Origin of the sequence: Zhengella sp. (assembly GCF_041397485.1) — a bacterium.
Lineage (GTDB): Bacteria > Pseudomonadota > Alphaproteobacteria > Rhizobiales > Rhizobiaceae > Zhengella.
In genome coordinates, this window is the sequence record NZ_JAWKWO010000001.1 from 81,020 (window position 1) to 107,570 (window position 26,551).

Sequence of the window (26,551 nt, forward strand, 5' to 3'; positions counted from 1 at the left end):
CATTTTGCGGATGTCAGACAACCCAGACGCCATCATCCAGGTTGTCGATATTGTTGTTCTTGTTTTCAACACTTTCCGAAAAGGCGATCAGGATGTCCTCCTCGGTCAGTCCCTGGTTCATGCCACCGACCCAGAAGTCGTAGCCCTGCTGGTCCGGAAGCCGGTAAAGGACGTTCTGATACATCGCATCGATATAGTCGAAATGGCTTGGATTGGCGCCGTAGAGGCTCTGGAATTCCTGGGATTCATTGAATTCCCGGGCGACATATTGCTGCTTCTGATAGTTGCTGTAGCCCCATGAATCGAGCGTATCCAGCACGTCGATCCAGAAGCGCAGACCGCCCTCGTCCGGCGTTCGCCCGAAGGCGGCCTGATAGATGCGGTAGCCGAAGCCGAGATTGCCGGATGTGACATCGAAGATCAGAGAACCGTCACTGAAGATGATTTTCTCGATGTCCTCCAGAGTGTCGGTATCGCCCTGGCTTGCAACCGTGACCCGGTTGGCCGTGACGAGATCGACGGCATTCTCGCTTCGCTGGGAATCATACAGGACGCGGTCGAAACCGGATCCGCCGAAAATCATGTCGGAACCGGACGACCCCCGGACCTCGTCGTCACCTGCGCCCGTCCTGATCGTATTGTCGGCAAGGTTGCCGAAAACCCTGTCATTTCCGCCGCCGGTATTCACATTCTCGATCAGGGAGCGCGTGTCGTTGTTGTAAAGAAGCGGGTTTGCCACATTTCCCTTTGCAAACAGCCCTTCCCCGAGATGGGCGACCTGGTCGGGCGAGAATGTGGAAAATTCGCCTGGAAGAAGACTGATATCCATGTCGCCGGAGTAATTGCCGAAATCGAACGTGTCGTTTCCGTCGCCATCCCAAACCGTGAGGAATATCCTGCCCCTGAGGGACTGCGCGGTCGTTTCGCTCCCGTCGACGGTGTCAACCGTCGTCATGGCGCCGGTGACGGGATCGAAACTGTAGACCGTGTCTCCCGGATTCGATCCGGCCCCGAAATTGGCTCCGTAAAGATATTGCAGGGCCGCAATATCCAGCATCATGAACGTCCACGGATAATCGACCATGTTGGACGGAAGATCCGGCGACACGAAATCGAACGGATCATCGCCTTCATAGACCCGGTAGGTCATGATCGAATATTCCTGGGTATCGAACGGGTCGGGCAGTTTCGGCGCCGTCCCGACGAAGGCAGGTTCGGCAAAGACATTTCCGAACTGATCGGTGATGACGTTCGTCATGTTGAAGACCGGCTGCTCGCCATGGCCATGCTTCAGACCCAGGGCATGGCCGAACTCGTGCAAAAGCCCGGCTGCATTGGAGAATCCGCCGGGCACCGGAGCATCATAGGCATTTGCGATATACCAGGTGTCCCCAGTCGCCCGCCAATTCATCTGGAACGGATCCGGGACCGCGGCCTCGGCTGATCGTCCACCGCCAGGACCATGCGGATCATAGGGTTGCCCGATCCCGTTGAAACCGTAACCGTAGTCGATGCTGTCGGCTATGGCGAACCGGAAGACCACCGGTGCGCTTTGTCCGAGGACCGCATTGGAGACAAACTCGACCGGCAGAAAAGTCTCGATATTGGAGACAGCCGACACGATCTGCTGCTGCTGAAGGCTGTTGAATGGCTGGAAACCGCCAATCGATTCATAAGCATAGCCGAGATAGCCATTATAGTTGAACGGATTGGGAGTGAGGTACTCAGCCGGGCTCGGCGGAAACGACTAGCCCCAGAATGTCTCACCCCAGTGCCAGCCCCACAGCAGGCCGTCCATTTTGGGATCGCCAGTCGCCGTCGTCTGAACCAGATTATCCGGCACATGAACATAGGCCATGGCACCCTCCCTCGGGTCATCTATTTAAGATGTGTCTAATTTTATACTATTCCTTACATGCTCCGAATTGTAAACCTTTCGCGCCGGCTGCACCTGCGCGGCAACCGCACAATGGTTCAGCGAAGATGCAGCCGCACTTTTCCTTTTGACCGGTTCAGACCACCCAGACCCCGTCATCGAGGTTGGCGATGTTGTTGTTTATGTTTTCCTGGCTCTGGGTGAAGGCAATCAGGATATCCTCGCGGCTCAGGCCGGCTTCCATGCCGCCGACCCAGAAATCATACCCTTCCTGATCGGGGAGCCGGAACAGCACGTTCTGGTACATCGCATCGATATATTCGAAGTTCGACGGGTTGGTCCCATAAAGGCTCTGGAATTCCAGGGAGTTGATGAAGGCATTGGCCACATATTGCTGCTTGCCCAATTCCGAAAAGCCCTGATCGTCCAGCGTATCGAGCACACCGATCCAGAACCGTACGCCGCCCTCGTCCGGCGTGCGGCCGAAGGAGGCTTGATAGATACGGTAGCCGAATCCGAGGTTGTCGGAGTCGATGTCGAAGACGTAATCGCCATCCAGCAGATCGATGCGCTCGATGGACGTGAGCTCATCCTGACCCTTTAGCAGGTACTTGTCGACGGTGACGGAACCATCGCCCATCTTGTCGACAATCACCTGGGAGCGATAGAACTGGTACTTGACCTGGTCTGTCCCCTCGCCGCCGTCATACTTGTCGGAACCGCCGCCCGCATAAGCGGTGTCGTTTCCACCCTGCAGGAAAAATTGCTCGTCGGCATTCGTGGAATACACGATATCGGCATCGTTCGTACCGTTGACCGGTATGACCGGGTTCTGGACCACAGAAACCGACAGGTCCGCATAAGCGCGGTTGCCGAACACGTCCTGCGCCTCGACCACCACATCCAGTTCGCTGGACGAGGCGTAGGACAGGCTGCGGGTAATCGTCAGTTCTCCGGTGAGCGGATCGATGGCGAATGCACCGGCGCTGTCCGCGGCGATCCGGTAGATAACGGAATCACCCGGATCGGGATCGAAGGCCGAGACGACCCCGACGCTTTCGCCGGCCGCCCGGTTTTCGTGAACCGACAGTGGCGCGGCGTTCGCGAAGCTCGGGGCGGTGTGCATCAGCCCGTCGCGCTCGGTGAACTGCAGGCGCTCCACGTTTCTCAACGTGTTGGTCTCGCCGGTCACGAGATGCCGGACCGTGACCACGCCCCCGGCATAGGAAATGGCGTAATCGCCCGACCTTTCGTCGAACATGACGGTGTCCACGCCGAGCCCGCCATCCACCACGTTGGTGCCCGTGCCGGGAGCGATGAAGTCCTCGCCACCGCCATTGCCGAAGATGGTCATGTTGCCTGCCCGCCGTAGATCACGTCATTGCCCTGCGTTTCAGCGCAAAGGTGTCTCGCAATTGCCTTCCAGGACCTGCGTGGCGAGCCGGAAGCCATGGTCGCAGACCCGTCGGTGGCGATCACCCGCGCGTGACCGTCTCGTCGGCACCCACCGACAAGCCGGTCAGCGTGGCATCTGGCGCAGGCCGAAGGAAGGCGTGGCGGTCAGCTGGGCCGGCTGCAATGTCGCGACAATCAAGCCATCGACCAGGATCTCGACACGTGCGATCTCGGCCAGGTTGAGGAGATGTCGATGACCGCATCGGCTGCGGCTGGCTCGGAGTCACTGACAACCGTCTGGGAATTGTTCGATCGGTCGTCCAGCAGGTCGAGCTGTGCCGAGTCCACGCTGTTGCCGACGAGCACGAATATCGACGCCATCAGGCTTGAGCGCTGGACCTCATCTCGAAGGTCAGGCTGGATCTGTCGCTCGACAAGGAAGAACAGGATATCGGTTCCCGCCGGCAAGGTCTGGAAAAAGGTTTCCTGACCTGCTGCAAGCCGGCCTCGAAATCGGTGCCGCCCGAGATGCCTCAGCGCCCGCACAGCCGACAAGGTCGAAAACGCCATCATTATCTGATGTCGGCATTGGCCGGCGCCTGCAACCGCACGATGGAGGCATTGTCCTCGAACGGAATGAGCGCATTTGCAAACCCCGGATCATTGGCCATGGCATTGACCAGGGCCTCGAGGAAAACAATATCCGCATCGAGGATGGTGTCGGCAAAGCCGTCGCCATTGACGTCCGGCACGGTCTACGACGCCGATCGGGTTAGGGATCGTGCTTCCGAAATATCGATGACAAACGCAATGTTGACGACCTGCTGCAAACCTGTCCGGCTGACGAAGCCATGGGCGCATCTTCGCTGGTCTGGCGGCTTTATCCCAGACGCGGTCAGGCTGATCGACAGGTCCTGGCGGAATGGGAATAGTGCCGACCGAATCACCGGCGTACGGTCGGCATTGTCCGTGCCGCCCGTGAGCGTCGTCGCAGCACTCGTCGTCGCCGTAGATGATGTCGTCTGTCTCTGCCGTCGATGATGTCGTCGCCGCCGTGCCGCTCGCGACCGAACAATCGTTGCCCGCCCCGCCGCGGATCATGTCATCGCCAGGCTCGCCGCAGCAATCGTCCCGTCGCCTTCCAGAACCTGCGTCTCGATACGGTGGTCGACGCGCCGTCGGTAATGGCGATCACGCGGGCCGTGACCATCGTCGGCACCGACGGACAAGGCCGGTCAGCGTATCGCCAGCGCAGGCCGAAGGGCGTGGCGGTCAATTGCCCCGGCGAAGCGTGGCGACGACGGCGCCATCGACCAGAAGCTCGACGCGGGCAATGTCGGCCGGATCGATGCCGGTGTAAGTCGGTGCGGTCGACCAGCCCAGCTGGGATCGAGCACGATGGTGCGGGAATTGTTCGACAGCCCGTCATCGACGAGTCGAGCTGCAGCTGCGCCATTCTGGCCGACGCCGAAGGCGCGGATGTCGATGCCGGCGGCCAGAAGCGCTGCACCTCGTCGGCATATCGGCCGGGTCGGTGGTCGGCGTGTTGTGGCCGTCCAAACAGGAAAAACAGCGATACCCGCCCGGCGGCGGCGCGTGCCCGGCGAAGGTCTCACGCCTGCTGCTGCAAGCGGCCTCGAAGTGGTCACGCCGGTATGTTGAGCCGCACCATCTGTCCAGCATCGGCAATGCCGTTGGCATCGAATCGGCAGTGGCGGTGTCCAGCTTTTGATGCTGTCGCCGGTGTTGAACTCGACAATGCCGATGCGGCGGCTGCCCATTCAGAGCCGCGCCTTCGACGATGGCGTTGTACAGGGCCTCAAGCCGGCGATCTCGGCGTATCAGGATGGTGTTGGAAACGCCGTCATTGTTCAGTCGCCCACGTCGCCCGGCCAATAAGGTCGGTGGTGCTGGAGTGTCGATGACGAACAGGATATCCTGAACCGAGCCGACCGGGCCGCGGCTGACGAAGCCATGAACGTCCTCGCTGGTCTGGCAGCTTTCATCGGGCGCGGTCAGGCTGATCGACGACGGGTCCTGGCCGGTCGAGGTGGTGCGGGCTTATCGTCGTCACCGGCGTGCGGTCGGCATTGTCCGTGCCGCCCGTGGCGTCGTCGCAGCGCGCTCGTCGTCGCCGTAGATGACATCGTCGCCATCTTCGCCGTCGATGATGTCGTCGCCGCCATTGCCATAGATGGTGTCGTTGCCCACCCCGCCGCGGAGATCATGTCATCGCCCGGCTCGCCGCAGCAATCGTCACGCCGCAATCGTCTTCCAGAACCTGCGTCGTCGATACGGTGGTGGACGCGCCGTCGAGTAGCGGTACGCAGGCCGTGTCGGCTCGTCAGCACCGGCGGACAGGCCGGTCAGCGTGGCATCGTAGCGCAGGCCGAAGAGGCGTGGCCGTCAGTACTGGCGAGGCGTGGCGACGACGGCGCCATCGACCAGAAGCTCGACGCGGGCAATGTCGGCCGGATCGATGCCGGTGTCGATCAGTGCGGTCGACAACTGGCTGGGATCGAGCACGATGGTCTAGGAATTGTTCGACAGCCATCATCGACGGGTCGAGCTGCGACGCGCTGGCATTCTGGCCGACGCCGAAGCGCGGATGTCGATACCGGCCAGAGCCGCGCCTCGTCGGCATAATCGGCCGGGTCTGGTGGTCGGCGTGTTGTGCTGGCCGTCCGACAGGAAGAACAGCGTGCCACCCCAGCCGGCGGCCGTGCCGGCGAAGAAAGTCTCCGCCTGCTGCAAAGCGGCTTCGAAGGTGGTCACGCCGGTATCGTTGAGCCCACGCAGCGCAATATGCTTATCGGCAATGCCGTTGGCATCAAGATCGGCGAGTGGCGGTGGTGTCGGCACGATGCTGGCGCCGGTGTTGAACTCGACAGCAATGATGCGGCTGCCTGTCGGGCGCGCTGCCGACAATGGCGTTGTACGGGCCTCGAAGCCGGCGATCTCGGCATCCAGGATGGTGTTGGAAACGCCGTCATTGTTCGGAATACCCACCGTCGACTGGCCGACAAAGGTCGAATTGGTGCTGCCGGAGGTGTCGATGACGAACAGGATGTCCTGAACCGAGCCGACCGGGCCACGGCTGACGAAGCCATAGACGTCCTCGCTGGTCTGGCAGCTTTCATCAGGCGGTCAGGCTGATCGACAGGTCCTGGCCGATGAGTCGAAGGAATGGTGCCTGCCGACGAATAGGTCGTCACCAGCGTGCGATGACATTGTCCGTGCCGCCCGTGGTGTCGTCGCAGCACTCGCCGTCGTCACCGTAGATGACATCGTCGCCCATCCTCGCCGTCGATGATGTCGTCGCCGCCATTGCCGTAGATGGTGTCGTTGCCCGCCCGCCGCGGATCATGTCATCGCCCGGCTCGCACAGCAATCATCACAATCGCCTTCCAGAACCTGCGTCGTCTGACCTACGGTGGTGGACGCGCCGTCGGTGGCAGAATCCGGGCCGTCGGCCGTCGTCAGCACCGACGACGGATAGGCCGGTCAGCGTGGCATCGTAGCGCGAGGCCGAAGGGCGTGGCGGTAATTGCCCGGCAGAAGCTGATGGCGGCTTGGCGCCATCGACCAGAAGCTCGACGCGGGCAATGTCGGCCGGATCGATGCCGGTGTCGATCAGTGCGGTCGACAACTGGCTGGGATCGAGCACGATGGTCTGGGAATTGTTCGACAGCCCGTCATCGACGAGGTCGAGCTGCGGCGCGCTGGCATTCTGGCCGACGCCGAAGGCGCGGATGTCGATGCCGGCGGCCAGAAGCCGCTGCACCTCGTCGGCATAATCGGCCGGGTCGGTGGTCGGCGTGTTGTGCTGGCCGTCCGACAGGAAGAACAGCGTGCCCGCCCCGGCGGCCGTGCCGGCGAAGAAGGTCTCCGCCTGCTGCAAAGCGGCTTCGAAATTGGTCACGCCGGTATCGTTGAGCCCGCGCAGCGCATCCAGCACATCGGCAATGCCGTTGGCATCCAGATCGGCAGTGGCGGTGGTGTCCAGCACGATGCTGGCGCCGGTGTTGAACTCGACAATGCCGATGCGGCTGCCCGTCAGGCCGGCGCTGCCGACAATGGCGTTGTACAGGGCCTCGAAGCCGGCGATCTCGGCATCCAGGATGGTGTTGGAAACGCCGTCATTGTTCAGGTCACCCACCGTCGACTGGCCGACAAAGGTCGAATTGGTGCTGCCGGAGGTGTCGATGACGAACAGGATGTCCTGAACCGAGCCGACCGGGCCACGGCTGACGAAGCCATAGACGTCCTCGCTGGTCTGGCAGCTTTCATCGGGCGCGGTCAGGCTGATCGACAGGTCCTGGCCGGTCGAAGGAATGGTGCCGACCGAATAGGTCGTCACCGGCGTGCGGTCGGCATTGTCCGTGCCGCCCGTGGCGTCGTCGCAGCACTCGTCGTCGCCGTAGATGATGTCGTCGCCATCCTCGCCGTCGATGATGTCGTCGCCGCCATTGCCATAGATGGTGTCGTTGCCCGCCCCGCCGCGGATCATGTCATCGCCCGGCTCGCCGCAGCAATCGTCACCGCAATCGCCTTCCAGAACCTGCGTCGTCGATACGGTGGTGGACGCGCCGTCGGTGGCGATCACGCGGGCCGTGACCGTCTCGTCGGCACCCACCGACAGGCCGGTCAGCGTGGCATCGTAGCGCAGGCCGAAGGGCGTGGCGGTCAATTGCCCCGGCAGAAGCGTGGCGACGACGGCACCATCGACCAGAAGCTCGACGCGGGCAATGTCGGCCGGATCGATGCCGGTGTCGATCAGTGCGGTCGACAACTGGCTGGGATCGAGCACGATGGTCTGGGAATTGTTCGACAGCCCGTCATCGACGAGGTCGAGCTGCGGTGCGCTGGCATTCTGGCCGACGCCGAAGGCGCGGATGTCGATGCCGGCGGCCAGAAGCCGCTGCACCTCGTCGGCATAATCGGCCGGGTCGGTGGTCGGCGTGTTGTGCTGACGGAGTCGACAAGGAGCAGCGTGCCCGCCCCGGCGGCCGTCCCGGCGAAGAAGGTCTCCGCCTGCTGGAGGCCGGCTTCGAAGTTCGTGTTTCCGCCATAAAGCAGGCTGCGAAGTGCATCGACGACATCGTAGACGCCATTGCTGTCCACATCGGCGGTTGCCGTCGTGTCGATCACCATGCGGCCGATATCGTAGAATTCCGCCACACCGATGCGGGCATTGCTCTCACCAGCGCTGATGATCTCGTCCAGGAGCGCCTCGAAGCCGGCGATCTCGGCATCGAGGATGGTGTTGGACAGTCCATCGCCATTGAGATCACCGACGGTCGACTGGCCGACAAAGGTGGCGTTGGTGCTGCCGGAGGTGTCGATGACGAACAGGATGTCCTGAACCGAGCCGACCGGGCCACGGCTGACGAAGCCATGGACGTCCTCGCTGGTCTGGCAAGACTCATCGGGCGCGGTCAGGCTGATTGACAGGCCCTGGCCGGTCGAGGGAATCGTGCCCACATTGAAGGTGGTGATCGGTGTCCGATCCGCATTGTCGGTCACGGCGCGCCAGTCGTCATCGCCATAGATGACATCGTCGCCATCCTCGCCGTCGATGATGTCGTCGCCGCCATTGCCGTAGATGGTGTCGTTACCCGCCCCGCCGCGGATCATGTCATCGCCCGGCTCGCCGCAGCAATCGTCACCGCAATCACCTTCCAGAACCTGCGTCGTCGAAACGGTGGTGGACGCGCCGTCGGTGGCGATCACGCGGGCCGTGACCGTCTCGTCGGCACCGACGGACAGGCCGGTCAGCGTGGCATCGTAGCGCAGGCCGAAGGGCGTGGCGGTCAATTGGCCCGGCAGAAGCGTGGCGACGACGGCGCCATCGACCAGAAGCTCGACGCGGGCAATGTCGGCCGGATCGAGTGCGATGTCGATCAGCGCATCGGACAGTTGGCTGGGATCGAGCACGATGGTCTGGGAACTGTTGAGGAGTCCGTCGTCGACAAGGTCGAGCTGCGGCGCGTTGGCATTCTGGCCGACGCCGAAGGCGCGGATGTCGACGCCGGCAGCCAGAAGGCGCTGCACCTCGTCGTTGAAGGTCGGGCTGAAATCCTGCCCATCGGAGATGAAGAACAGGATGTCGGTGCCGGCCGGCGCGCCGAGGAAGAATGTCTCCGCCTGCTGCAAGCCGGATTCGAAATCGGTTCCGCCCGAAGCCCGCAGGGCCCGTGCCGCCTCCGTCAGGTCCGGAATTCCGTCATTGTCAATGTCGGCGCTCGCCGTCGTCTGGAGCGCGGTTGTCGCTGTCGTCTGAAACGGGATCAGCGCCACATTTGCGTTGGACAGTTCCGGCGTCGCGATCATCGAATTGACAAGCGCCTCAAACGCCGCGATCTCGGCATCCAGGATCGTATCGGCGAAGCCGTCGCCATTCACGTCCGGCAGGGGGAATGCGCCACCAATTGCGTCTGGCACCGTGCTTTCTGATATGTCCAGCACGAAGGCGATGTTCACGACCTGCTGCAAACCGGTCTGGCTCACGAAACCGTAAACGTTCTCGGATGTCTGGCAGCTTTCGTCCGGCGCGGTCAGGCTGATCGACAGGCTCTGGCCGGTGGAGGGAATGGTGCCTATGTTGAACGTGGTGACCGGCGTCCGGTCAACGTCGTCGCTGCCATCCTCGCAAGCCGATCCGTCACCATGCAGCTCGTCGTCGCCATCCTCACCATCGATGATGTCGTCGCCATCATGGCCGAAAATGATGTCCGCGCCTGCGCCGCCTTTTACGATATCGTCTCCCGCATCTGCCAGGATTTCGTCCGGGAGCGGTGTTCCAAGGAGGATGTCGTTTCCAAGTGTGCCATCGATCGCCATGACGCTGTCGCCTTTCCTGCCGGACAACACATACAATTTCTTGTATCTGAGGCCGTGGCGGGCCGTAGTTCATTGACGGCTGTCAATGGGACAGCACCGGCCGGATGGGCGGCGCGCTTGCAGGTATTGCGGCAGGAACCGGATTCAGCCAACGGCTGCATAGGCCGCGTCGGTGACGCGGTTCAATTCGCCGGTAATGTGGCGGCGCGCCGCCTCGATCGCAGCGGCATCAGCCTTCCTGTCGACGAATACCGGTTCGCCGATCCTGATACAGGCCCGGCCGAAAGGCAGGTTCATGACCGCCTTGTCCCAGGCCTTTTCGAAGCGGACATGGCGGCTGGTGGCATAGGCGAGCGGCACGACAGGGCGGCCGGATGCCATTGCCAGCCGGACGATGCCTTCGCCCGCTTCCCTCGCTTGCCCTTTGGAAATATCGGCGATGGTCGCAACGTTCATGCCCTTGCGGAGGCAGCGGACGAGGTCGATCAGCGCCTGGGCCCCGCGCTTTTCAAGCCGGATGCCATCACCATCGCGCCCGCCCGAACCGCGTATCACATGCATGCCCATGCGTTCGACCAGCATCGCGTTCAGTTCGGCATCGGCGCTGGTGGAAAGCATGGTCGCGAAAGGCATGCCACTGGGGCGCAGGAAGGGCACCATGAAGTGCTGGCCATGCCACAGCGCCACGATCACGGGGAAATCGATTCCGTCCGGCGTTTCGAGCCGGTCGGACGACGGGACAAGACGGTTCGTCCGGAAGACGAAGGCGAGCCAGGCATGCGCCAGCGCGACAAGAATGGCCGTGACAGGGCGCGACCTGAGCACGCGCTTCTTGAAACTGCGAAGCTTGGACATCCGGTTTTCAGCAATCCCGCAAAGGTATGGCGAAGGCCGGCCCGGCCGGAAAGGCATGTCCCGAAGAACCGATTCGAGCCGGTGGGCTATCAAAATTACGGGCGCTGATATATGGGAGTTCAAAATCCGGGTCAAATACAGCAGTCATCAGGGTGGATCGATTTCGCATGAAGGTCAGTCTCGACAGTTTCCTGCAGCTCCTGAACGAGGAATTTCCCGACAAGGGCATCCATGCAGACACGAAAGTTGCCGAAACGGGGATCGATTCGCTCGATCTTGCCGACATCGTCTTCAAGATGGAGGACAAGTTCGGCGCCGAATACAGTCTCGATATCAACGAATTGAACATCGATGACGACGTCACCATCGGCCAGATCTACACCCTGATCAAAGAACATCCGTAACCATGACGCGCGTAGCAGTCACCGGCCTCGGCGTACTCACGGCGAATGCCTCGACCATTGCCGAGTTCCGCGACACCCTGGTGCAGGGTCGCGTCGCAATCGCGCCCTGTCCGATCGGCGGCCTCGTGGCGCGCGACATGCCGCTGGCGCGAATCGATGACAATGTGCTGGCGGCCAGTGGCGTGGACCTGTCTTCGCGGTTTGACCGGCTGTCGCATCTGGCGCTTGTCGCCGCCAGGGAAGCCATGGAAATGGCGGGCCTTGAAAAGGGTTCAGCCGAACTGGCGGACGCAACCATCCTGTTCGGCACAGCGCTTGGCGGCGGCAATACGCTAGAGGAAGGCTATCGCCGCTATTTCCGCGACGGGCGCAAGCCGCACCCCTTCTCGGTCCCGAAGATCATGCCAAGCGCGCCGGCGGCCGCGCTGTCGATTGCCTGGGGCATCAAGGGTCCGTCCAGCACGGTCTCCAGTGCCTGCTCATCTTCGTCGGCCGCCATTGCGGCGGGCTGCAGCGCCATCCTTTCGGGTGAGGCCGAAGTGGTCGTATCCGGGGGCACGGAATCGGCGCTGACAGAAACCATCCTCCTGGGCTGGGATCAGCTCAAGGTGGTCAGTTCCGACACGTGCCGCCCGTTCAGCGCCACCCGCAAGGGCATGGTTCTGGGTGAAGGTGCGGCGGTGGTCATCCTGGAGAGCGAAGGCCATGCCCGCGCCCGAGGCGCACGGATTCTGGGCTATGTTGCCGGAACCGGTGCCAGTTCGGATGCCGCCGACCTGGTCAAGCCCAGCCAGGAAGGGCAGGTCGAGGCGATCCGCAGGGCGCTGAAGCGGGCCGGCATCGGCCCGCAAGACATCGGCTATGTCAACGCGCATGGCACCGGTACGCGACAGAATGACATTGTCGAGGCAGCGACGATCCGCGCGATCTTTGGCGCAAATCCGCCGCCGGTCTCCAGCACCAAATCGATCCATGGCCACACGATCGCCGCAGCCGGTGCCATCGAGGGCATCGCCACGCTGCTGGCGCTCGAAGGCCAGTTCGCGCCGCCGACAATGAATTTCGAGGAGCCGGATCCGGAGTGCCCGCTCGACGTGGTGCCCAATGCCAGCCGGCCAGTTTCCGCAGAATTCGCGCTTTCCAACTCGTTTGCCTTTGGCGGTCACAATGTGGCGCTCATCTTGCAAAAGGCCGAATAGGGAGAGGGGCCGATCATGCGTCCGGCATTCCTGATCGGCGGACTTTGCGGCGCGGGCGGCGTCGCGCTGTCGGCCTATGCGGCCCATGCGGGCGGCGAACACATCGGCACCGCCGCGCAGATGATGCTTTTCCATGCGCCCGCCTTCCTGGCGCTGGGCCTGTTCCCGGCCGGATGGCTGCGCGGCCTTGCAATCGCACGTCTCGCCGCCGGGCTCATGCTGTTTGCGGGCGACCTGCTGGCGCGCGCGTTCACCGGCACCCGCCTGTTCCCGATGGCGGCGCCAACAGGCGGCCTGATGATGATTGGTGGTTGGCTGGCAGTCACCGCCGCCGGGGTTTTCGCCCGGCGCGGGTGACAGGTATCAAGACGATTCAATTGGTCAGGGGCAAAAGCCGTTCGGTCAGGCGTACCCAGTAGCTGACGCCATGGGGAATGGCGGCATCGTCGAAATCATAGGCCGGATGGTGAAGCGATGCGCTGTCGCCATTGCCCAGGAAGATGAAGGCGCCGGGCCGGGCGTTGAGCATGAAGGAGAAATCTTCCGCCCCCATCATCGGCGCGCAGTCGGGCACGACCTTGTCGAACCCCGCGATCTCGCGAGCGGCTTCAAGGGCCAGCCCGGTTTCCTGGGCGTGGTTGACCGTGACCGGATAGCCGGTGCGATAGGACAGCGCCGCCTTTGCGCCGAAGGCGGCCGGTACGGTCTCGATCATCGCGGCCATCCGGGCGCGCACTTCATCACGCACCGTCTCGGACAGGGTGCGCACCGTGCCCTTGAGGGCAACATTCTGCGGGATGACATTGTGTGCATCGGTGTCGGTGCGCATGGAGGTTACCGACAGGACGGCGCTTTCCACCGGATCGACCGTGCGCGACACGATGGATTGCAGGCTGGTGATGAGGTGGGCGGCGACAAGCGTGGTGTCCACCGTGGTGTGCGGCAGGGCCGCGTGGCCACCCTTCCCTTCCAGTTGAATCGAGAAGTGATCGGCTGCCGCCATGATGGGGCCGACCCGCATGGCGAACTGGCCGACAGGAAGACCCGGCAGGTTATGCATGCCGAAGACCCGCTGAATGGCGAACCGCTCCATCAGGCCATCGTCCACCATGGCCTTGCCGCCCGCCCCGCCTTCCTCGGCCGGCTGAAAGATGAAGACAACCGTGCCGTCGAACTGCCGCGTCCTGGCAAGCCATTCGGCCGCGCCCAGCAGCATGGTCGTATGCCCGTCATGGCCGCAGGCATGCATCTTGCCGGACGTCGTGGAAGCCCAGGCCTTGCCGGTGATCTCGACGATGGGCAAGGCGTCCATGTCGGCGCGCAGGCCGATCACCTGGCCCTTCGTGTCGCTCCGCCCCTTCACCACGCCGACGACGCCGGTGCGCCCGATCCCGGTCACCACCTCGTCGCAGCCGAAATCGCGCAGCCGGTCGGCCACGAAACCGGCGGTGCGGTGAACGTCATAAAGCAGTTCGGGATGGGCATGCAGGGCGCGCCGCCAATCGGTCAGGTGGGTTACGTTGCGGGCGATTTCGTCGATGGGAGCCATGCGATGTCCTGAATGGTGGGCAGTTTGGGCTTTCTCATACTACATAGGCCGGCTGGCGGCGCGGCGCCAGCCGCGGCCGGTCACGCTGCCTCGGCCAGCCTGGCCAGTTGCGTCATGACCACGGCCGCACCGGCCAGGCGCTTTTCCTGGTTCGGCAGGTCGCGCATGAGGAACACGCTCTGATCCGGCCGGATCTTGGCCAGCGACCCCTGCCCCGCGATATATTGCACGAGCGCGGCGGGATTGGGGAACTGCCGGTCGCGGAACTGGACGACGACGCCTTTCGGTCCCGCGTCGAGCTTTTCCACATTGGCCTTGCGGCACAGCGCCTTGATATAGACGATCTTGAGCAGGTGCTGCACCTCGTCGGGCAGCGGACCGAACCGGTCGATGAGTTCGGCACCAAAGCCGTCGATCTCCTGCGGTGTCGCGAGGTCGGCCAGACGGCGATAGAGGCCCATGCGCAATTGCAGGTCCGGCACATAACTTTCCGGAATCATGACCGACGTGCCGACCGAAATCTGCGGCGACCATCCGGTATCGCTGGCGATCTCCTCGCCGCGGATTTCCTGCACGGCTTCCTCCAGCATCTGCTGGTAGAGTTCATATCCCACCTCGCGGATATGGCCCGATTGCTCCTCGCCCAGCAGGTTGCCGGCGCCGCGAATGTCGAGGTCATGGCTGGCAAGCTGGAAGCCCGCGCCCAGCGTGTCGAGCGATTGCAGCACTTTGAGGCGGCGCTCGGCGGTCGCTGTCAGCGTCTTGCGGGCGGGCAGCGTGAACAGCGCATAGGCGCGCAGTTTCGACCGGCCCACGCGGCCGCGCAACTGGTAGAGCTGGGCCAGGCCGAACATGTCTGCGCGATGCACGATCATCGTGTTGGCGGTGGGAATGTCGAGGCCGGATTCGACAATGGTGGTCGACAAGAGCACATCATACTGGCCGTCATAGAAGGCGTTCATGATGTCATCGAGCTCGCCGGCGGCAATCTGGCCATGGGCGACGGCCACCTTTAGTTCCGGCACATGTTCGGCCAGAAAGGACTTGACCTCGTCCAGGTCGGCAATGCGCGGCACGACATAGAAGCTCTGTCCGCCGCGATAGCGCTCGCGCAGCAGCGTCTCGCGGATCACAACCGGGTCGAACGGCGAAATGAAGGTGCGCACGGCCATGCGGTCGACCGGCGGGGTGGTGATGAGGGACAATTCCCGCACGCCCGACAATGACAGTTGCAGCGTTCGCGGGATGGGCGTAGCCGAGAGCGTGAGCACATGCACATCGCTTTTCAGTTCCTTCAGCCGCTCCTTGTGCTTGACGCCGAAATGCTGCTCCTCGTCGATGATGAGAAGGCCAAGCCTTTCGAAACGCACGCTCGTGCCGAGCAGTGCATGGGTTCCGACAACGATATCGACCGTACCGTCTGAAATGCCCTTCTTGGTTTCGGCCAGATCTTTGGCACCGACGAAACGCGATGCCTGGCGCACGGTGACCGGCAGGCCGGCGAAGCGCTGCGAGAAGGTCTTGAAATGCTGGCGGGCAAGCAGCGTGGTGGGCACGACGACGGCAACCTGCAAGCCTTCCATGGCCGCCACGAAGGCGGCGCGAAGGGCCACTTCCGTCTTGCCGAAGCCGACATCGCCGCAGACCAGCCGGTCCATCGGCTTGCCCTTGCCCAGATCCTCGATGATGGCGTCGATGGCGGCCTGCTGGTCCTCGGTTTCCTCATAGGGGAAGCGGGCAGCGAATTCGCCATACAGCCCATCGGCTGGCGCCAGCTTCGGCGCGCCGCGCATTTCACGCTCTGCGGCGATCCGGATTAGCTGGCCGGCCATTTCCAGCAGCTTCTTCTTCAGCTTGGCCTTGCGCGCCTGCCAGGCCACGCCGCCAAGCCGGTCCAGCACCGCCTCGGAGGCATCCGAGCCGTAGCGCGACAGAAGATCGATATTCTCGACCGGCAGGAAGAGCTTGCCGTCGCTGGCATAATGCAATTCGAGGCAGTCATGCGGTGCGCCGGCAGCCTCGATGGTACGCAGCCCCATGAAACGGCCAATGCCGTGTTCGGCGTGGACGACCACATCGCCGGCGGCGAGCGAGGACACTTCGGAAATGAAGTCGGCGCCCTTGCCGCGCCGTTTCGAGCGCCGGACGAGACGGTCGCCCAGCATGTCCTGCTCGGCGATCACCGCCAGACCCGGCGCGGTGAAACCGTGCTCGACGGGCAGGACCGACAGCGCGATCGCCTGCCCCTTCAGCCGGGCCGCATCGTCCAGCGTGGCCGCAGGCTCCATGCCGCCGAGACCGTGTTCGGTCAGGATCTGCGACAGGCGGTCCAGCGATCCTTCCGTCCAGCCGGCGATGACGACCCGGTTTCCCGCCGTCCTCAAGCCGGAAACATGCCTGACAACGTGGTCGAACACATTGGCATTCGGGTCGGCGCGTTCCTCGGCGAAATTGCGCCCCTGCTGCGCACCGGCATGCAGGATGTAGCGCCCTTCGGTGAAGGGCTGGTCAAACGGTGTGAGCGTGATGTTCAGCCGCTCGCCGGCCCGGCGCTCCGCTTCCTCGCGCGTCAGGTAAAGGCTTTCGGGCAGGACGGGGCGATAGGGCACGCCGCCGGCGAAGTCGCCCTGGTTGCGGCGCGCCTCGTAATGCTCGCGAATCTGCGCCACACGCCCGTCCAGGGCTTCATGGGCGAGGTGATCGAAAACAAAGGGTGCATGCGGGAGAAGATCGAAAACGGTTTCGAGCCCGTCGTAGAACAGCGGCAGCCAGTGCTCCATGCCGGCGAAGCGCCGGCCTTCCGTCACCGACTGGTACAGCGCGTCATCGCGCTGGGGGGCACCGAAGGTTTCGATATAGGCGCGGCGGAAGCGGCTGATCGTCTCCGGTGTCAGCGCAACCTCGCTCATCGCTTCCAGCCGCATCTGCCTGTGCTGGCCTGTGGTGCGCTGGGTGGCGGGATCGAAGGCGCGAATCGATTCCAGCGTGTCACCGAAGAAATCGAGGCGCAGCGGCTCTTCGGAACCGGGCACGAACAGGTCGAGAATACCACCGCGCACGGCATATTCGCCGACATCGCGCACGGTGCCGGTGCGCTCGAAACCGCTGGTTTCCAGACGCCGGATCAGCATTTCCATGGCAATCTGGTTACCGGGCTTCAGGGTCAGGCTCTGGGCCGCGATGACATCGCGCGGGGGCATGCGCTGCAAAAGCGCGTTGGCCGACATCAGAACGATCGCCCGATGCGGCCTTTCCGCCAGCGCAATCAAGCCGGCCAGTGCATCGAGGCGCCGTGCCGCGGCATCCGCGCCCGGCGAAACGCGATCATAGGGAAGGCAATCCCAGGCCGGCAATTCCAGCACGGGCACGCCCGGCGCGGCATAGGCGAGTGCCTGGGCCAGTTGCGGAATGCGCGCGCCGTCCCTAGCCACGAAGACAAGCGGGCGGCTTGCCGCCGCCTCCTGCGAGAGACGGGCCAGGGTAAAGGCCTCGTATCCGTCGGCCACGCCATCGACGATGACGGCACGATGGAGATCGGGCCTCACGCCGATCGGTGCAAGCAAGGTCATGGCAGGTCCGTCCGGAAAGAGTATGTCCGCTTTTCAATGAGTCGCTGCAATGCCTTGTCTCGTTGTCTTCACGCAATCCCGGACGCGAAACCGCTTCACACTTTCGCTGGAATTGCTCTTCCTTTCACCGCAATCCCGGACGCGAAACCGCTTCACACTTTCGCTGGAATTGCTTTTCCTCTCACCGCAATCCCGGACGCGAAACCGCTTCACACTTTCGCTGGAATTGCTCGGGATCAGAACGTCATCCGGTCCCGATGGGACAGGATCTTTCGATAGATTGCCGTATCATGCTCCGGCGGCACCGGCTTCTCGCCCATGATCCACTTGAACAGATCCTGATCGTTCTCGGCCATCAGCGTTTCAAGCTGATCGAGCTCCTCATCATCAAGGTCGCGAATCATGGCATCGCAGAATCCGCCGAAGACCAGATCCATCTCCCGCATGCCGCGATGCCACGCACGAAACATGATCTTGCGCCGGCGCGTGTCGAGGTCAGCGGAGGTGTGGGTGGTTCCGGTCATCGCCTTGCCATGGTTTCCGATTGTCTGGGGATGCATATAGAGGTGAAAAGCGTTCCTGTCAGCCTTTCGCGCGCGCAAGCCTCCACGTAATCTTGCCCCATGAGACCATCCCTGCTCGATCCCCTGTTCGCTCCCGTCACGTCGATCGACGGCGTCGGCCCGAAACTGGCCACGCTGATCGCCAGGATCGTGCCCGGCGACCTTGCCGAGCGCGAGGCGCGGATCGGCGACCTGATCTTCACCCTGCCCCATTCGGTGATCGACCGTCGCTACCGGCCCGGTGTCGCCAATGCGCCGGAGGCGACCATCGTGACGCTGGACCTGACGGTGGACCAGCACCAGCCGCCTGCGCGCGGGCGCTCCAACCTGCCCTACCGGGTCTTCGCCCACGACGCGACGGGCGAGATTGCGCTCACCTTCTTCCATGCCAAGGCTGCCTGGCTGGAAAAGCTGCTGCCCGAAGGCGAACAGGTGACGGTGTCCGGCAAGATCGAATGGTTCAACGGACGGCCTTCCATGGTCCATCCCGACCATATCGCACGGCCAGGCGAAACCTTGCCCGAAATCGAGCCGGTCTATCCGCTGACCGCCGGCCTGTCCGCACGGGTGCTGCGCAAGGCCGTGCTCGGTGCGCTCGCCCGCATTCCCGATCTGCCGGAATGGCTCGATGGCGAGATCATGCGCCGGCAAACCTTTCCATCCTTCGCCGACGCACTAGGCCGGCTTCACGATCCGCGCGATGCACTCGACATCGCCGCCGAATCGGTTGCACGCAGGCGGCTCGCCTATGACGAATTCCTTGCCGGACAATTGTCGCTGGCCATGGTGCGCGCGAAGATGAAGCGGCTTTCCGGCCGGCCGCTGCCCGGCACGGGCGCATTGATGGCGCAATTGCGCGCGGCCCTGCCCTATGCGCTGACAGGCGCGCAGGAACGTGCCATCGCCGACATTTCCGCCGATCTGGCCGCACCCGACAGGATGCTTCGCCTGTTGCAAGGCGACGTGGGCGCCGGCAAGACGGTGGTCGGCCTGATGGCCATGATGCAGGCAGCCGAATCGGGGGCGCAATCGGCCTTGCTGGCGCCGACCGAGATTCTCGCGCGCCAGCATTTTGAGACCATTTCGCCACTGGCCGAGGCGGTCGGTCTGAAAGCCGCCATCCTCACCGGCCGGGAGAAAGGGCGCGACCGCGCGGCCATTCTGGCCGGGCTGGCGGATGGTTCCATCCATCTGGCCGTCGGCACCCATGCACTTTTCCAGGAGGGCGTGGTCTTCCATGATCTCGGTCTGGCCATTGTCGACGAGCAACACCGCTTCGGCGTCCACCAACGCCTCGCGCTGACCGCCAAGGGCAAGGCGCCGGACATGCTGGTGATGACAGCAACGCCCATTCCGCGCACGCTCGTGCTCTCGGCCTTTGGCGACATGGATGTGTCGCGCCTCGACGAGAAGCCGGCCGGACGCAAGCCGATCCGTACCGTGACCCTCCCCGCCGAACGGCTCGACGCGCTTGTCGAGCGGATGCGCGCGGCGGTGGCCGAGGGTCAGAAGGTCTACTGGATCTGCCCTCTCGTGGAAGAATCGGAAGAGGTGGAACTGACCGCCGCGGAGGACCGGTTCCGCTCCTTGCAGCCGGTTTTCGGAGAGCGCGTGGGGCTCGTGCACGGGCGCATGACCGGCTCGGAGAAGGACGCCGCCATGAGCGCCTTCAAGGAGGGGCGCACGCGCCTCCTGGTCGGGACGACGGTCATCGAGGTGGGTGTTGACGTTCCGGATGCGACGATCATGGTGATCGAACATGCAGAACGGTTCGGACTGGCGCAATTGCACCAGTTGCGCGGGCGTGTCGGGCGCGGGTCGGCCGATTCCTCCTGTGTGCTGGTCTACAAGGGGCCGCTCGGCGAAACGGCGCATCGCCGCCTGGAGGTGATGCGCGAGACCGAAGACGGGTTCGTGATCGCGGAAGAAGATCTCAAACTGCGCGGAGAAGGCGAATTGCTGGGAACGCGCCAATCGGGGACACCCGGCTTCCGTGTGGCGCGCATCGATGCGCATGGCGACCTTCTCGCCATCGCGCGCGACGATGCTAGGCTGATCCTTACGACCGATCCCGACCTGCAATCGGAACGGGGCCAAGCGTTGCGCATCCTGCTCTACCTGTTCGGGCGGGACGAAGCGATCCGGCTGTTGCGCGCGGGTTAGGCCAGGCTATTCCGCCGCGGGCTTGCGCCTTTCGGCCGTCTGTTCCGAGGGGGTTCCCGATGGCGTCACAAGCCCTTCGTCCTCGGCGATCTGTTGCGTCTTCGCCTGGTATTCGGGAGAGACAAGACCGGCCGAGATGATCAGCTTGGCAGCCTCTTCCACCGTCATGTCCAGCACATGCACATCCTTGCGGGGAACAAACAGCAGGAAGCCCGAGGTCGGGTTAGGCGTGGTCGGCAGGAAGACGGCCACCGTGTCGCCGCTCTCACGCTCCAGGATCTGCTTGACCTCGCCTTGCGCTTCGGTGGCGATGAAGACGAGCGCCCACAAACCCTTGCGGGGATATTCGACCAGTGCCACCTGCTTGAACGTGTTCGACTTGTCCGACAGAACGGTCTCGATGATCTGCTTGAGACCGCGGTAGATGGAGCGCACCAGTGGCATCTGGCCCAGCAGGCGTTCGCCGAAGCCGACAATGGAGCGGCCGATGAAATTCGCGGTCAGGAAGCCGATCAGCGTGATCGAGACCAGGGCAACGATCAGGCCAAAGCCTGGCACCGGAAAGGGCAGGTAGAAATCCGGATTGTAGCGGGCGGGAATATAAGGCTTCACCCAGCCATCCACCCAACCGATGAATGTCCAGGCCAGCCACGCCGTCACCGCAAGCGGGGCAAGCACCACGAAGCCGGTCAGGAAATAGTTTCTCAGCCGCATCATGGCCGACCGCTTGTGCGGTGTTTCGCTCATTCGTGTTTCCGCTCGATGGATGCAAACGACGCGACTAATCTAGTGCGCCGCAACATCGATTGAAAGAGCGAACCGCGCCGCTCCTGCCGCTTTCGGCTACTCCACCGTGACGGATTTGGCCAGGTTGCGCGGCTGGTCCACATCCGTGCCCATGAAGACGGCGGTGTGATAGGCCAGCATCTGGATGGGCAGCGCATAGATGATCGGCTCGATGAATTCCGGCACGTCGGGAAGGACGATCGTGTCCATCGTGCGGACGGTGGAAGCGGCCGCGCCTTTCCTGTCGGTGATCAGGATGATCTTGCCGCCGCGCGCGGCGACCTCCTGCATGTTGGAGACGGTTTTCTCGAATATGCGGTCATGCGGCGCAATGACGATGACGGGCATGTCCTCGTCGATCAACGCGATGGGGCCGTGCTTCAACTCGCCGGCGGCATAGCCTTCGGCATGAATATAGGAAATTTCCTTGAGCTTGAGCGCGCCTTCCATGGCAAGGGGGAAGTTCGTGTCCCGGCCAAGATAGAGGACGTGCTTGTAGCCGGCCAGATCGCGCGCCACGGCCTCGATCTGGCTTTCCAGATGCAGCACCTGGGAGGCCAGCCGGGGCGCCTCGGCCAGTTCGCGCACCAAAGCCGCTTCGCGCTCGGCGGTGATCGCGCCGCGCTTGGCGGCCGCGCGGACAACCAGGGCCGCGAGCACCGAAAGCTGGCAGGTGAAGGCCTTGGTGGATGCGACGCCGATTTCCGGTCCGGCAAAGGTGGGGAAAATCGCGTCGGATTCGCGCGCGATCGTCGATTCGCGAACATTGACCACCGAGCCGATGGTCATGCCCTGGGCCCTGCAATAACGCAACGATGCCAGGGTATCGGCTGTCTCGCCAGATTGCGAGACGAAAAGCGCAGCGTCACCGGCTGCAAGCGGCATTTCACGATAGCGGAATTCCGAGGCGATATCGATGTCCACCGGCAGGCGGGCATGGCGCTCGAACCAGTATTTGGCGATCAGGCCGGCATAGAAGGCGGTGCCGCAAGCCGAAATCGTCAGCCGATCAATCTTGGCAAAATCAATGGCGGAATTCAATGGCTTGGCAGAATTTGTTGAGAAATCGATGTAATTGGAAAGCGTATGCGCCACCACTTCCGGCTGTTCGTAGATCTCCTTCTGCATGAAATGGCGGTGATTGCCCTTGTCGACCAGAAAGGCCGTTCCGACGGATTTCTGCCGCGAGCGCTCGACCTTCGCGCCGCTTTCATCGAAAATCTCCAGCGTACGCGAGGTGAGCACCGCCCAGTCGCCGTCCTCCAGATATGTGATCACGTCGGTGAACGGCGCCAGAGCGATGGCGTCCGAACCAATGAACATGTCGCCGTCGCCAAAGCCGATGGCCAGAGGCGAGCCGCGGCGGGCCGCGACGAGCAGATCGTTCTCGCCATTGAACATGATGGCCAGGGCGAAGGCGCCGCGCAGCCGCGGCAGGCATTCACGCACCGCATCGACCGGCGCCAGGCCGCGATCCAGTGCCCGGGTGATGATCTGCGCAACCGCCTCCGTGTCGGTTTCGGTCTCGAAACGGTAGCCGTCGGCTTCCAGTTCGTTGCGCAGCTCCCAGAAATTCTCGATGATGCCGTTGTGAACCACGGCAACGCGCGCGGTGGCATGGGGATGGGCATTCGTCTCGTTCGGCGCTCCATGGGTGGCCCAGCGCGTATGCCCGATGCCGATATGGCCAGTCAGCGGTTGCGACTTCAGCCGCTTTTCCAGATTGACCAGTTTGCCTTCGGCACGGCGGCGCTGAAGCAGCCCGTGCTCCAGCGTGGCGACCCCGGCGGAGTCATAGCCGCGATATTCCAGCCGCTTGAGCGCATCCACCAGAAGCGGCGCCACCGGTTCCCTGCCCACAATGCCCACGATTCCGCACATGCCGATTCCACGCCTTTTCCGGAAGATTGACCCGCCAAATCCGCGCAAGCGATAGCAGGACGCATCTCCACAACCAAAATCACAATGCGTTTCAACAGGTGTCAGCCGCCGAGACGCCGGTAATCACCGCAGTTGAACACGATTCCCATTACCAAATGGACAACGCGCCGGCCTGTGCCCTGCCAGCACGCGGATGCCCGAGGGGCAGGAATCACGTTTTCTTTCTTGCCGCCTTCTCGGCCGCGAAGCGTTCGCGCAGCATTGTCGCCATGGCCGGCTTGTTCTGCTGGCGCGCGCGGCCAAAGGCGACGGCGTCGTCGGGCACTTCGTCGGTGACTACCGAACCCGACGCCACATAGGCATTGCGGCCGATACTGACCGGAGCAACGAGCGCCGAATTCGAGCCGATGAAGGCGCCAGGGCCGATACGGGTAAGATGCTTGTTGAAGCCATCGTAATTGCATGTGATCGTGCCCGCGCCGATATTGGCGTTCGCGCCGATCTCCGCATCGCCGACATAGGTCAGGTGATTGACCTTGGCGCCCTCGCCCACGACGGCCTTTTTCACCTCGCAGAAATTGCCGACCCTGGACCTGGCCTGAAGTTGCGCACCGGGACGTAGCCGCGCGAAGGGCCCGACAGACGCTCCCGCACCGACATGGGCACCTTCCAGATGGCTGAAGGCATGGATCACGGCCGGTTCCGCAATGACGACGCCCGGTCCGAAGACCACGTTCGGCTCGATTACCGTTTCGGCGGCGACCTTCGTATCCCAGGAAAAGAACACGGTTTCGGGCGCCTGAAGGGTAACGCCATCGAGCATGGCCTGACGGCGGCGGCGGCGCTGCCAGATTGCCTCGGCCTGCGCCAGTTCAACGCGGTTGTTGATGCCGAGCACCGATTCGAAGGCCACTTCGCTCGCCACGACCGAGAGGCCGCGCCCGCGCGCGATGGCGACGATGTCGGTGAGGTAATATTCGCCCTTGGCATTGTCGTTTCCGACCGCATCGAGCAGGTCGAGCGCATGCGCGCCGGAAATCGCCATGAGTCCGCCATTGCAGAAATCGATGGCGCGTTCCGCCTCGCTGGCGTCGCGGTGCTCGCGAATGGCCACCAGGTCTCCGCCCTCCACGATCAGCCGGCCATACCCCGTGGGATCGGTGGCGCGGAAACCCATGACGACCACATGCGCGCCATCGGCCAGTTTCCCGCGCGCGGCGGTCAGATCCGCCGGATCGATGAGGGGTGTGTCGCCGAACATGACGAGGATGTCGTCATGGCCCTTCGCCAGCGCCGGACGCGCGGCCAGAACGGCATGGGCGGTGCCGAGCCGCTCCGTCTGTTCAAACGTCGCGGCCTGCGGCGCGAAAGGCGCGACGGCTTCGCGAACGGTTTCAGCGTCGCGCCCGACCACCAGCGCCACGTCATCAGACCCCGATTCGGCGGCGGCCCGCACCACATGGGCGGCCATGGGGAGGCCGGCGATCTCGTGCAGCACCTTGGAACGGCTGCTCTTCATGCGCGTGCCTTCGCCTGCGGCAAGGATCACCGAAAGGCAGGTTCGATTGCTCATGTCTCATTCCTCATTGGGCCGCCCCTTCACAAAGCCGGCGCATGCCCCGTTGCATGGTTCGCCCGCGCGTGGTTTTAAGTGATCCGCACCGATCAGAAAACGGATACCTGCAAGGTTATACGCCGACGGTCAACAATCCGTTCAGACAAGACGCACCAGCAACATGGCCGCCATCCCGGCGGTCCAAACAGGAATGCCCAGCCTTGGATGCCCCCTCTCCCGCCCGCACGGCCATCGCCTTTGCCGTGATGATCGTCACGCCGCTGTTCTTTTCGTCCAACCTGATTTTCGGGCGCGGCGTGATCGGTGAGGTCGCGCCGTTCACGCTTGCCTTCCTGCGCTGGCTGTTCGTGGCGATGGCATTGCTGCCGGTGCTTTTCGCCCAGAGCCGCGCGGTGCGGGCCATGCTGCGGTCGCATTCACCGCTGCTTCTCGTCGAAGGCTTTCTCGGCATGTGGATTTGCGGTGCCATCGTCTATGTGGCGCTGACCATGACCACGGCGACCAATGGCACGCTGATCTACACCACCTCGCCGGTCATCATCATCATCCTTGAAGCGATCTTCTTCGGCCGGGCCATCGGCTGGCGCGAAGCGCTGGGCAGCCTGACCGCATTCGCCGGCGTTGCCGTCATCGTGCTGAAGGGCGACCCGGCGACGCTGGCCACGCTGACCTTCAATCCCGGCGACATCCTGTTCATCCTGGCGGCGATTGCCTGGGCCATCTATTCGGTGCTGATGCGCCGGGCGGAATTCAAGACCATCGGCAATATCGCCTCGCTGGGGATTGTCGCGGCCTTCGGTGCGCTCTGCCTGGCGCCCTTTGCGCTGGCCGAATTCCTGTCCGGCGCGGTGATGCCGGTCACGCAGACGGCCTGGGGCAGCATTGCCGGCATCGTGCTGTTTTCGTCACTGATCGCCTTTGGCGGCTTCCAGTTCGGCGTCCGGGTGCTCGGTCCCTCGGTTGCCGCCGTGTTCATGTATCTGCTGCCGCCCTACGGGGTGACGCTGGCTGTGCTGTTGCTGGGCGAGAGCTTCCAGTCCTTCCACGCAGCCGGGATCGTGCTGGTGATGGGCGGAATCATTCTCGCAACGTTTCCGGCACGCTGGCTTGCGGGAAAGGTTTCCAGCCGGACAAGACGCCCGGCAAGCTAGCCGATCTGCTGGAAGACAGGGAAGGTTTCGAGCAGCCAGAAGCTCATGGCCTGCATGCCGCCTGTCATGAACAGGAGGCCAGCGGCAACCAGGAGAGCACCCATGGCCTTCTCCACCTTGCCGAGATGCACGCGGAACCGCGACAGGAAACGCATGAAGGCGCCGGAAAAGACCGCGGCCAGCAGGAAGGGGATACCCAGGCCGGCAGAATAGACCGCCAGCATGACAGCGCCCTCGCCCGCCGTGTCCCGCGCGCCGGCAAGCGTGAGGATCGATCCCAGCACCGGACCGATGCAGGGCGTCCATCCGAATGCGAAAGCCAAACCCATCACATAGGCCGCCGCCAAGCTGGCAGGCTTGCCCTCGGCCTGGAAGCGTGCTTCGCGCGACAGGAAGGGAATGCGGATCAGGCCAAGGAAATTCAGCCCCATGATGATGATCAACACGCCCGCGGCAATCGCCAGCGGTTCCTGCCAGAGCCTGAGCAGGCGTCCGATGGCATAGGCGGAGGCGCCAAGCGCGATGAAGACGGTGGAGAAACCGGCCACGAAGGCCAGCGAGGCGGCGATCAGCGCCCGGCGCGGACGGGCCGCGGCTGCCCCATCGGCCCGGAAATCATCCACCGAGACGCCGGCCATGTAGCAAAGATAAGGCGGCACCAGCGGCAGGACACAGGGCGAGAGAAATGACAGCGCGCCCGCGCCCAAGGCACTGATATAACCATAGTCCATCTGGCTTTGC

Annotated in this window: 23 protein-coding genes; 5 read left to right on the forward strand and 18 right to left on the reverse strand. The window is 63.3% G+C overall.

Annotated features, from left to right (window positions below; genetic code table 11):
- Positions 1–13 precede the first annotated feature (13 nt).
- From R3D65_RS00310 to R3D65_RS00360, 11 genes are all read right to left on the reverse strand, one after another.
- Entirely contained in the window at positions 14–1,621 is a 1,608-nt protein-coding gene (locus R3D65_RS00310; RefSeq protein ID WP_371273238.1) for a DUF4214 domain-containing protein, read from the reverse strand.
- A 391-nt stretch (positions 1,622–2,012) separates the two neighbouring features.
- The gene (locus tag R3D65_RS00315) at positions 2,013–3,230 is read right to left on the reverse strand and encodes a DUF4214 domain-containing protein (RefSeq protein ID WP_371273239.1); all 1,218 of its coding nucleotides are present in this window, start codon (positions 3,228–3,230) and stop codon (positions 2,013–2,015) included.
- Between the two features lie 236 nt (positions 3,231–3,466).
- On the reverse strand, positions 3,467–3,841 hold the full coding sequence (locus tag R3D65_RS00320; RefSeq protein WP_371273240.1) for a hypothetical protein: 375 nt from the start codon (positions 3,839–3,841) through the stop codon (positions 3,467–3,469).
- A 2-nt stretch (positions 3,842–3,843) separates the two neighbouring features.
- On the reverse strand, positions 3,844–4,023 hold the full coding sequence (locus R3D65_RS00325; RefSeq protein WP_371273241.1) for a hypothetical protein: 180 nt from the start codon (positions 4,021–4,023) through the stop codon (positions 3,844–3,846).
- Between the two features lie 483 nt (positions 4,024–4,506).
- Positions 4,507–5,052 carry a hypothetical protein gene (locus R3D65_RS00330; RefSeq protein WP_371273242.1) on the reverse strand — a complete coding sequence of 182 codons (546 nt, stop codon included), beginning with the start codon at positions 5,050–5,052 and terminating at the stop codon, positions 4,507–4,509.
- 289 nt (positions 5,053–5,341) lie between these two features.
- Positions 5,342–5,482: a hypothetical protein gene (locus tag R3D65_RS00335; RefSeq protein ID WP_371273243.1), complete on the reverse strand. Its 141-nt coding sequence runs from the start codon at positions 5,480–5,482 to the stop codon at positions 5,342–5,344.
- 342 nt (positions 5,483–5,824) lie between these two features.
- On the reverse strand, positions 5,825–6,280 hold the full coding sequence (locus R3D65_RS00340) for a hypothetical protein (RefSeq protein ID WP_371273244.1): 456 nt from the start codon (positions 6,278–6,280) through the stop codon (positions 5,825–5,827).
- Positions 6,281–6,543: 263 nt separating this feature from the next.
- On the reverse strand, positions 6,544–6,609 hold the full coding sequence (locus R3D65_RS00345; RefSeq protein WP_371274324.1) for a hypothetical protein: 66 nt from the start codon (positions 6,607–6,609) through the stop codon (positions 6,544–6,546).
- Between the two features lie 56 nt (positions 6,610–6,665).
- On the reverse strand, positions 6,666–8,081 hold the full coding sequence (locus R3D65_RS00350; protein ID WP_371274325.1) for a vWA domain-containing protein: 1,416 nt from the start codon (positions 8,079–8,081) through the stop codon (positions 6,666–6,668).
- Entirely contained in the window at positions 8,048–10,114 is a 2,067-nt protein-coding gene (locus R3D65_RS00355; protein WP_371273245.1) for a VWA domain-containing protein, read from the reverse strand. Before R3D65_RS00355 ends, R3D65_RS00350 begins: the two co-directional genes overlap by 34 nt.
- Positions 10,115–10,258: 144 nt before the next feature.
- Positions 10,259–10,969, reverse strand: a complete 711-nt coding sequence (locus R3D65_RS00360) for a lysophospholipid acyltransferase family protein (RefSeq protein ID WP_371273246.1) — start codon at positions 10,967–10,969, stop codon at positions 10,259–10,261.
- Positions 10,970–11,121: 152 nt separating this feature from the next.
- On the opposite strand from R3D65_RS00360, the gene R3D65_RS00365 reads away from it, so the two are divergent.
- From R3D65_RS00365 to R3D65_RS00375, 3 genes are read left to right on the forward strand one after another with little or no spacing between them, the layout of a single operon-like run.
- On the forward strand, positions 11,122–11,373 hold the full coding sequence (locus tag R3D65_RS00365) for a phosphopantetheine-binding protein (protein WP_371273247.1): 252 nt from the start codon (positions 11,122–11,124) through the stop codon (positions 11,371–11,373).
- Between the two features lie 2 nt (positions 11,374–11,375).
- Positions 11,376–12,572 (forward strand): beta-ketoacyl synthase, encoded by a 1,197-nt coding sequence (locus R3D65_RS00370; protein WP_371273248.1) that lies wholly within the window; start codon positions 11,376–11,378, stop codon positions 12,570–12,572.
- A 15-nt stretch (positions 12,573–12,587) separates the two neighbouring features.
- A complete protein-coding gene (locus tag R3D65_RS00375; RefSeq protein WP_371273249.1) occupies positions 12,588–12,929 on the forward strand; it encodes a DUF423 domain-containing protein in 342 nt (113 codons plus the stop codon).
- 16 nt (positions 12,930–12,945) lie between these two features.
- Here the strand turns inward: R3D65_RS00375 and R3D65_RS00380 are convergent, their stop codons facing one another.
- The 3 genes from R3D65_RS00380 to R3D65_RS00390 all read right to left on the reverse strand — a co-directional run bounded on the left by R3D65_RS00380 (position 12,946) and on the right by R3D65_RS00390 (position 18,214).
- Positions 12,946–14,121: a M20 aminoacylase family protein gene (locus R3D65_RS00380; RefSeq protein ID WP_371273250.1), complete on the reverse strand. Its 1,176-nt coding sequence runs from the start codon at positions 14,119–14,121 to the stop codon at positions 12,946–12,948.
- Positions 14,122–14,201: 80 nt separating this feature from the next.
- Positions 14,202–17,690, reverse strand: a complete 3,489-nt coding sequence (gene mfd / locus R3D65_RS00385; RefSeq protein WP_371273251.1) for a transcription-repair coupling factor — start codon at positions 17,688–17,690, stop codon at positions 14,202–14,204.
- A gap of 236 nt (positions 17,691–17,926) precedes the next feature.
- Positions 17,927–18,214, reverse strand: coding sequence for a succinate dehydrogenase assembly factor 2 (locus tag R3D65_RS00390; RefSeq protein WP_371273252.1), 288 nt, complete (start codon positions 18,212–18,214; stop codon positions 17,927–17,929).
- 99 nt (positions 18,215–18,313) lie between these two features.
- Here R3D65_RS00390 and recG point away from each other — a divergent pair, with 99 nt between their 5' ends.
- Positions 18,314–20,416, forward strand: a complete 2,103-nt coding sequence (recG, locus tag R3D65_RS00395) for an ATP-dependent DNA helicase RecG (RefSeq protein ID WP_371273253.1) — start codon at positions 18,314–18,316, stop codon at positions 20,414–20,416.
- 6 nt (positions 20,417–20,422) lie between these two features.
- Here recG and R3D65_RS00400 read toward each other — a convergent pair whose 3' ends face one another.
- The 3 genes from R3D65_RS00400 to glmU form a co-directional block, all read right to left on the reverse strand.
- On the reverse strand, positions 20,423–21,163 hold the full coding sequence (locus tag R3D65_RS00400) for a DUF502 domain-containing protein (protein WP_371273254.1): 741 nt from the start codon (positions 21,161–21,163) through the stop codon (positions 20,423–20,425).
- A 96-nt stretch (positions 21,164–21,259) separates the two neighbouring features.
- On the reverse strand, positions 21,260–23,083 hold the full coding sequence (gene glmS, locus R3D65_RS00405) for a glutamine--fructose-6-phosphate transaminase (isomerizing) (RefSeq protein ID WP_371273255.1): 1,824 nt from the start codon (positions 23,081–23,083) through the stop codon (positions 21,260–21,262).
- Between the two features lie 211 nt (positions 23,084–23,294).
- Entirely contained in the window at positions 23,295–24,656 is a 1,362-nt protein-coding gene (glmU, locus tag R3D65_RS00410) for a bifunctional UDP-N-acetylglucosamine diphosphorylase/glucosamine-1-phosphate N-acetyltransferase GlmU (protein ID WP_371273256.1), read from the reverse strand.
- A gap of 203 nt (positions 24,657–24,859) precedes the next feature.
- Here glmU and R3D65_RS00415 point away from each other — a divergent pair, with 203 nt between their 5' ends.
- Entirely contained in the window at positions 24,860–25,810 is a 951-nt protein-coding gene (locus tag R3D65_RS00415; protein WP_371273257.1) for a DMT family transporter, read from the forward strand.
- Here the strand turns inward: R3D65_RS00415 and R3D65_RS00420 are convergent.
- Entirely contained in the window at positions 25,807–26,541 is a 735-nt protein-coding gene (locus R3D65_RS00420) for a cytochrome c biogenesis CcdA family protein (protein WP_371273258.1), read from the reverse strand. The two genes, R3D65_RS00415 and R3D65_RS00420, sit on opposite strands and share 4 nt — an antisense overlap.
- Positions 26,542–26,551 lie beyond the last annotated feature (10 nt).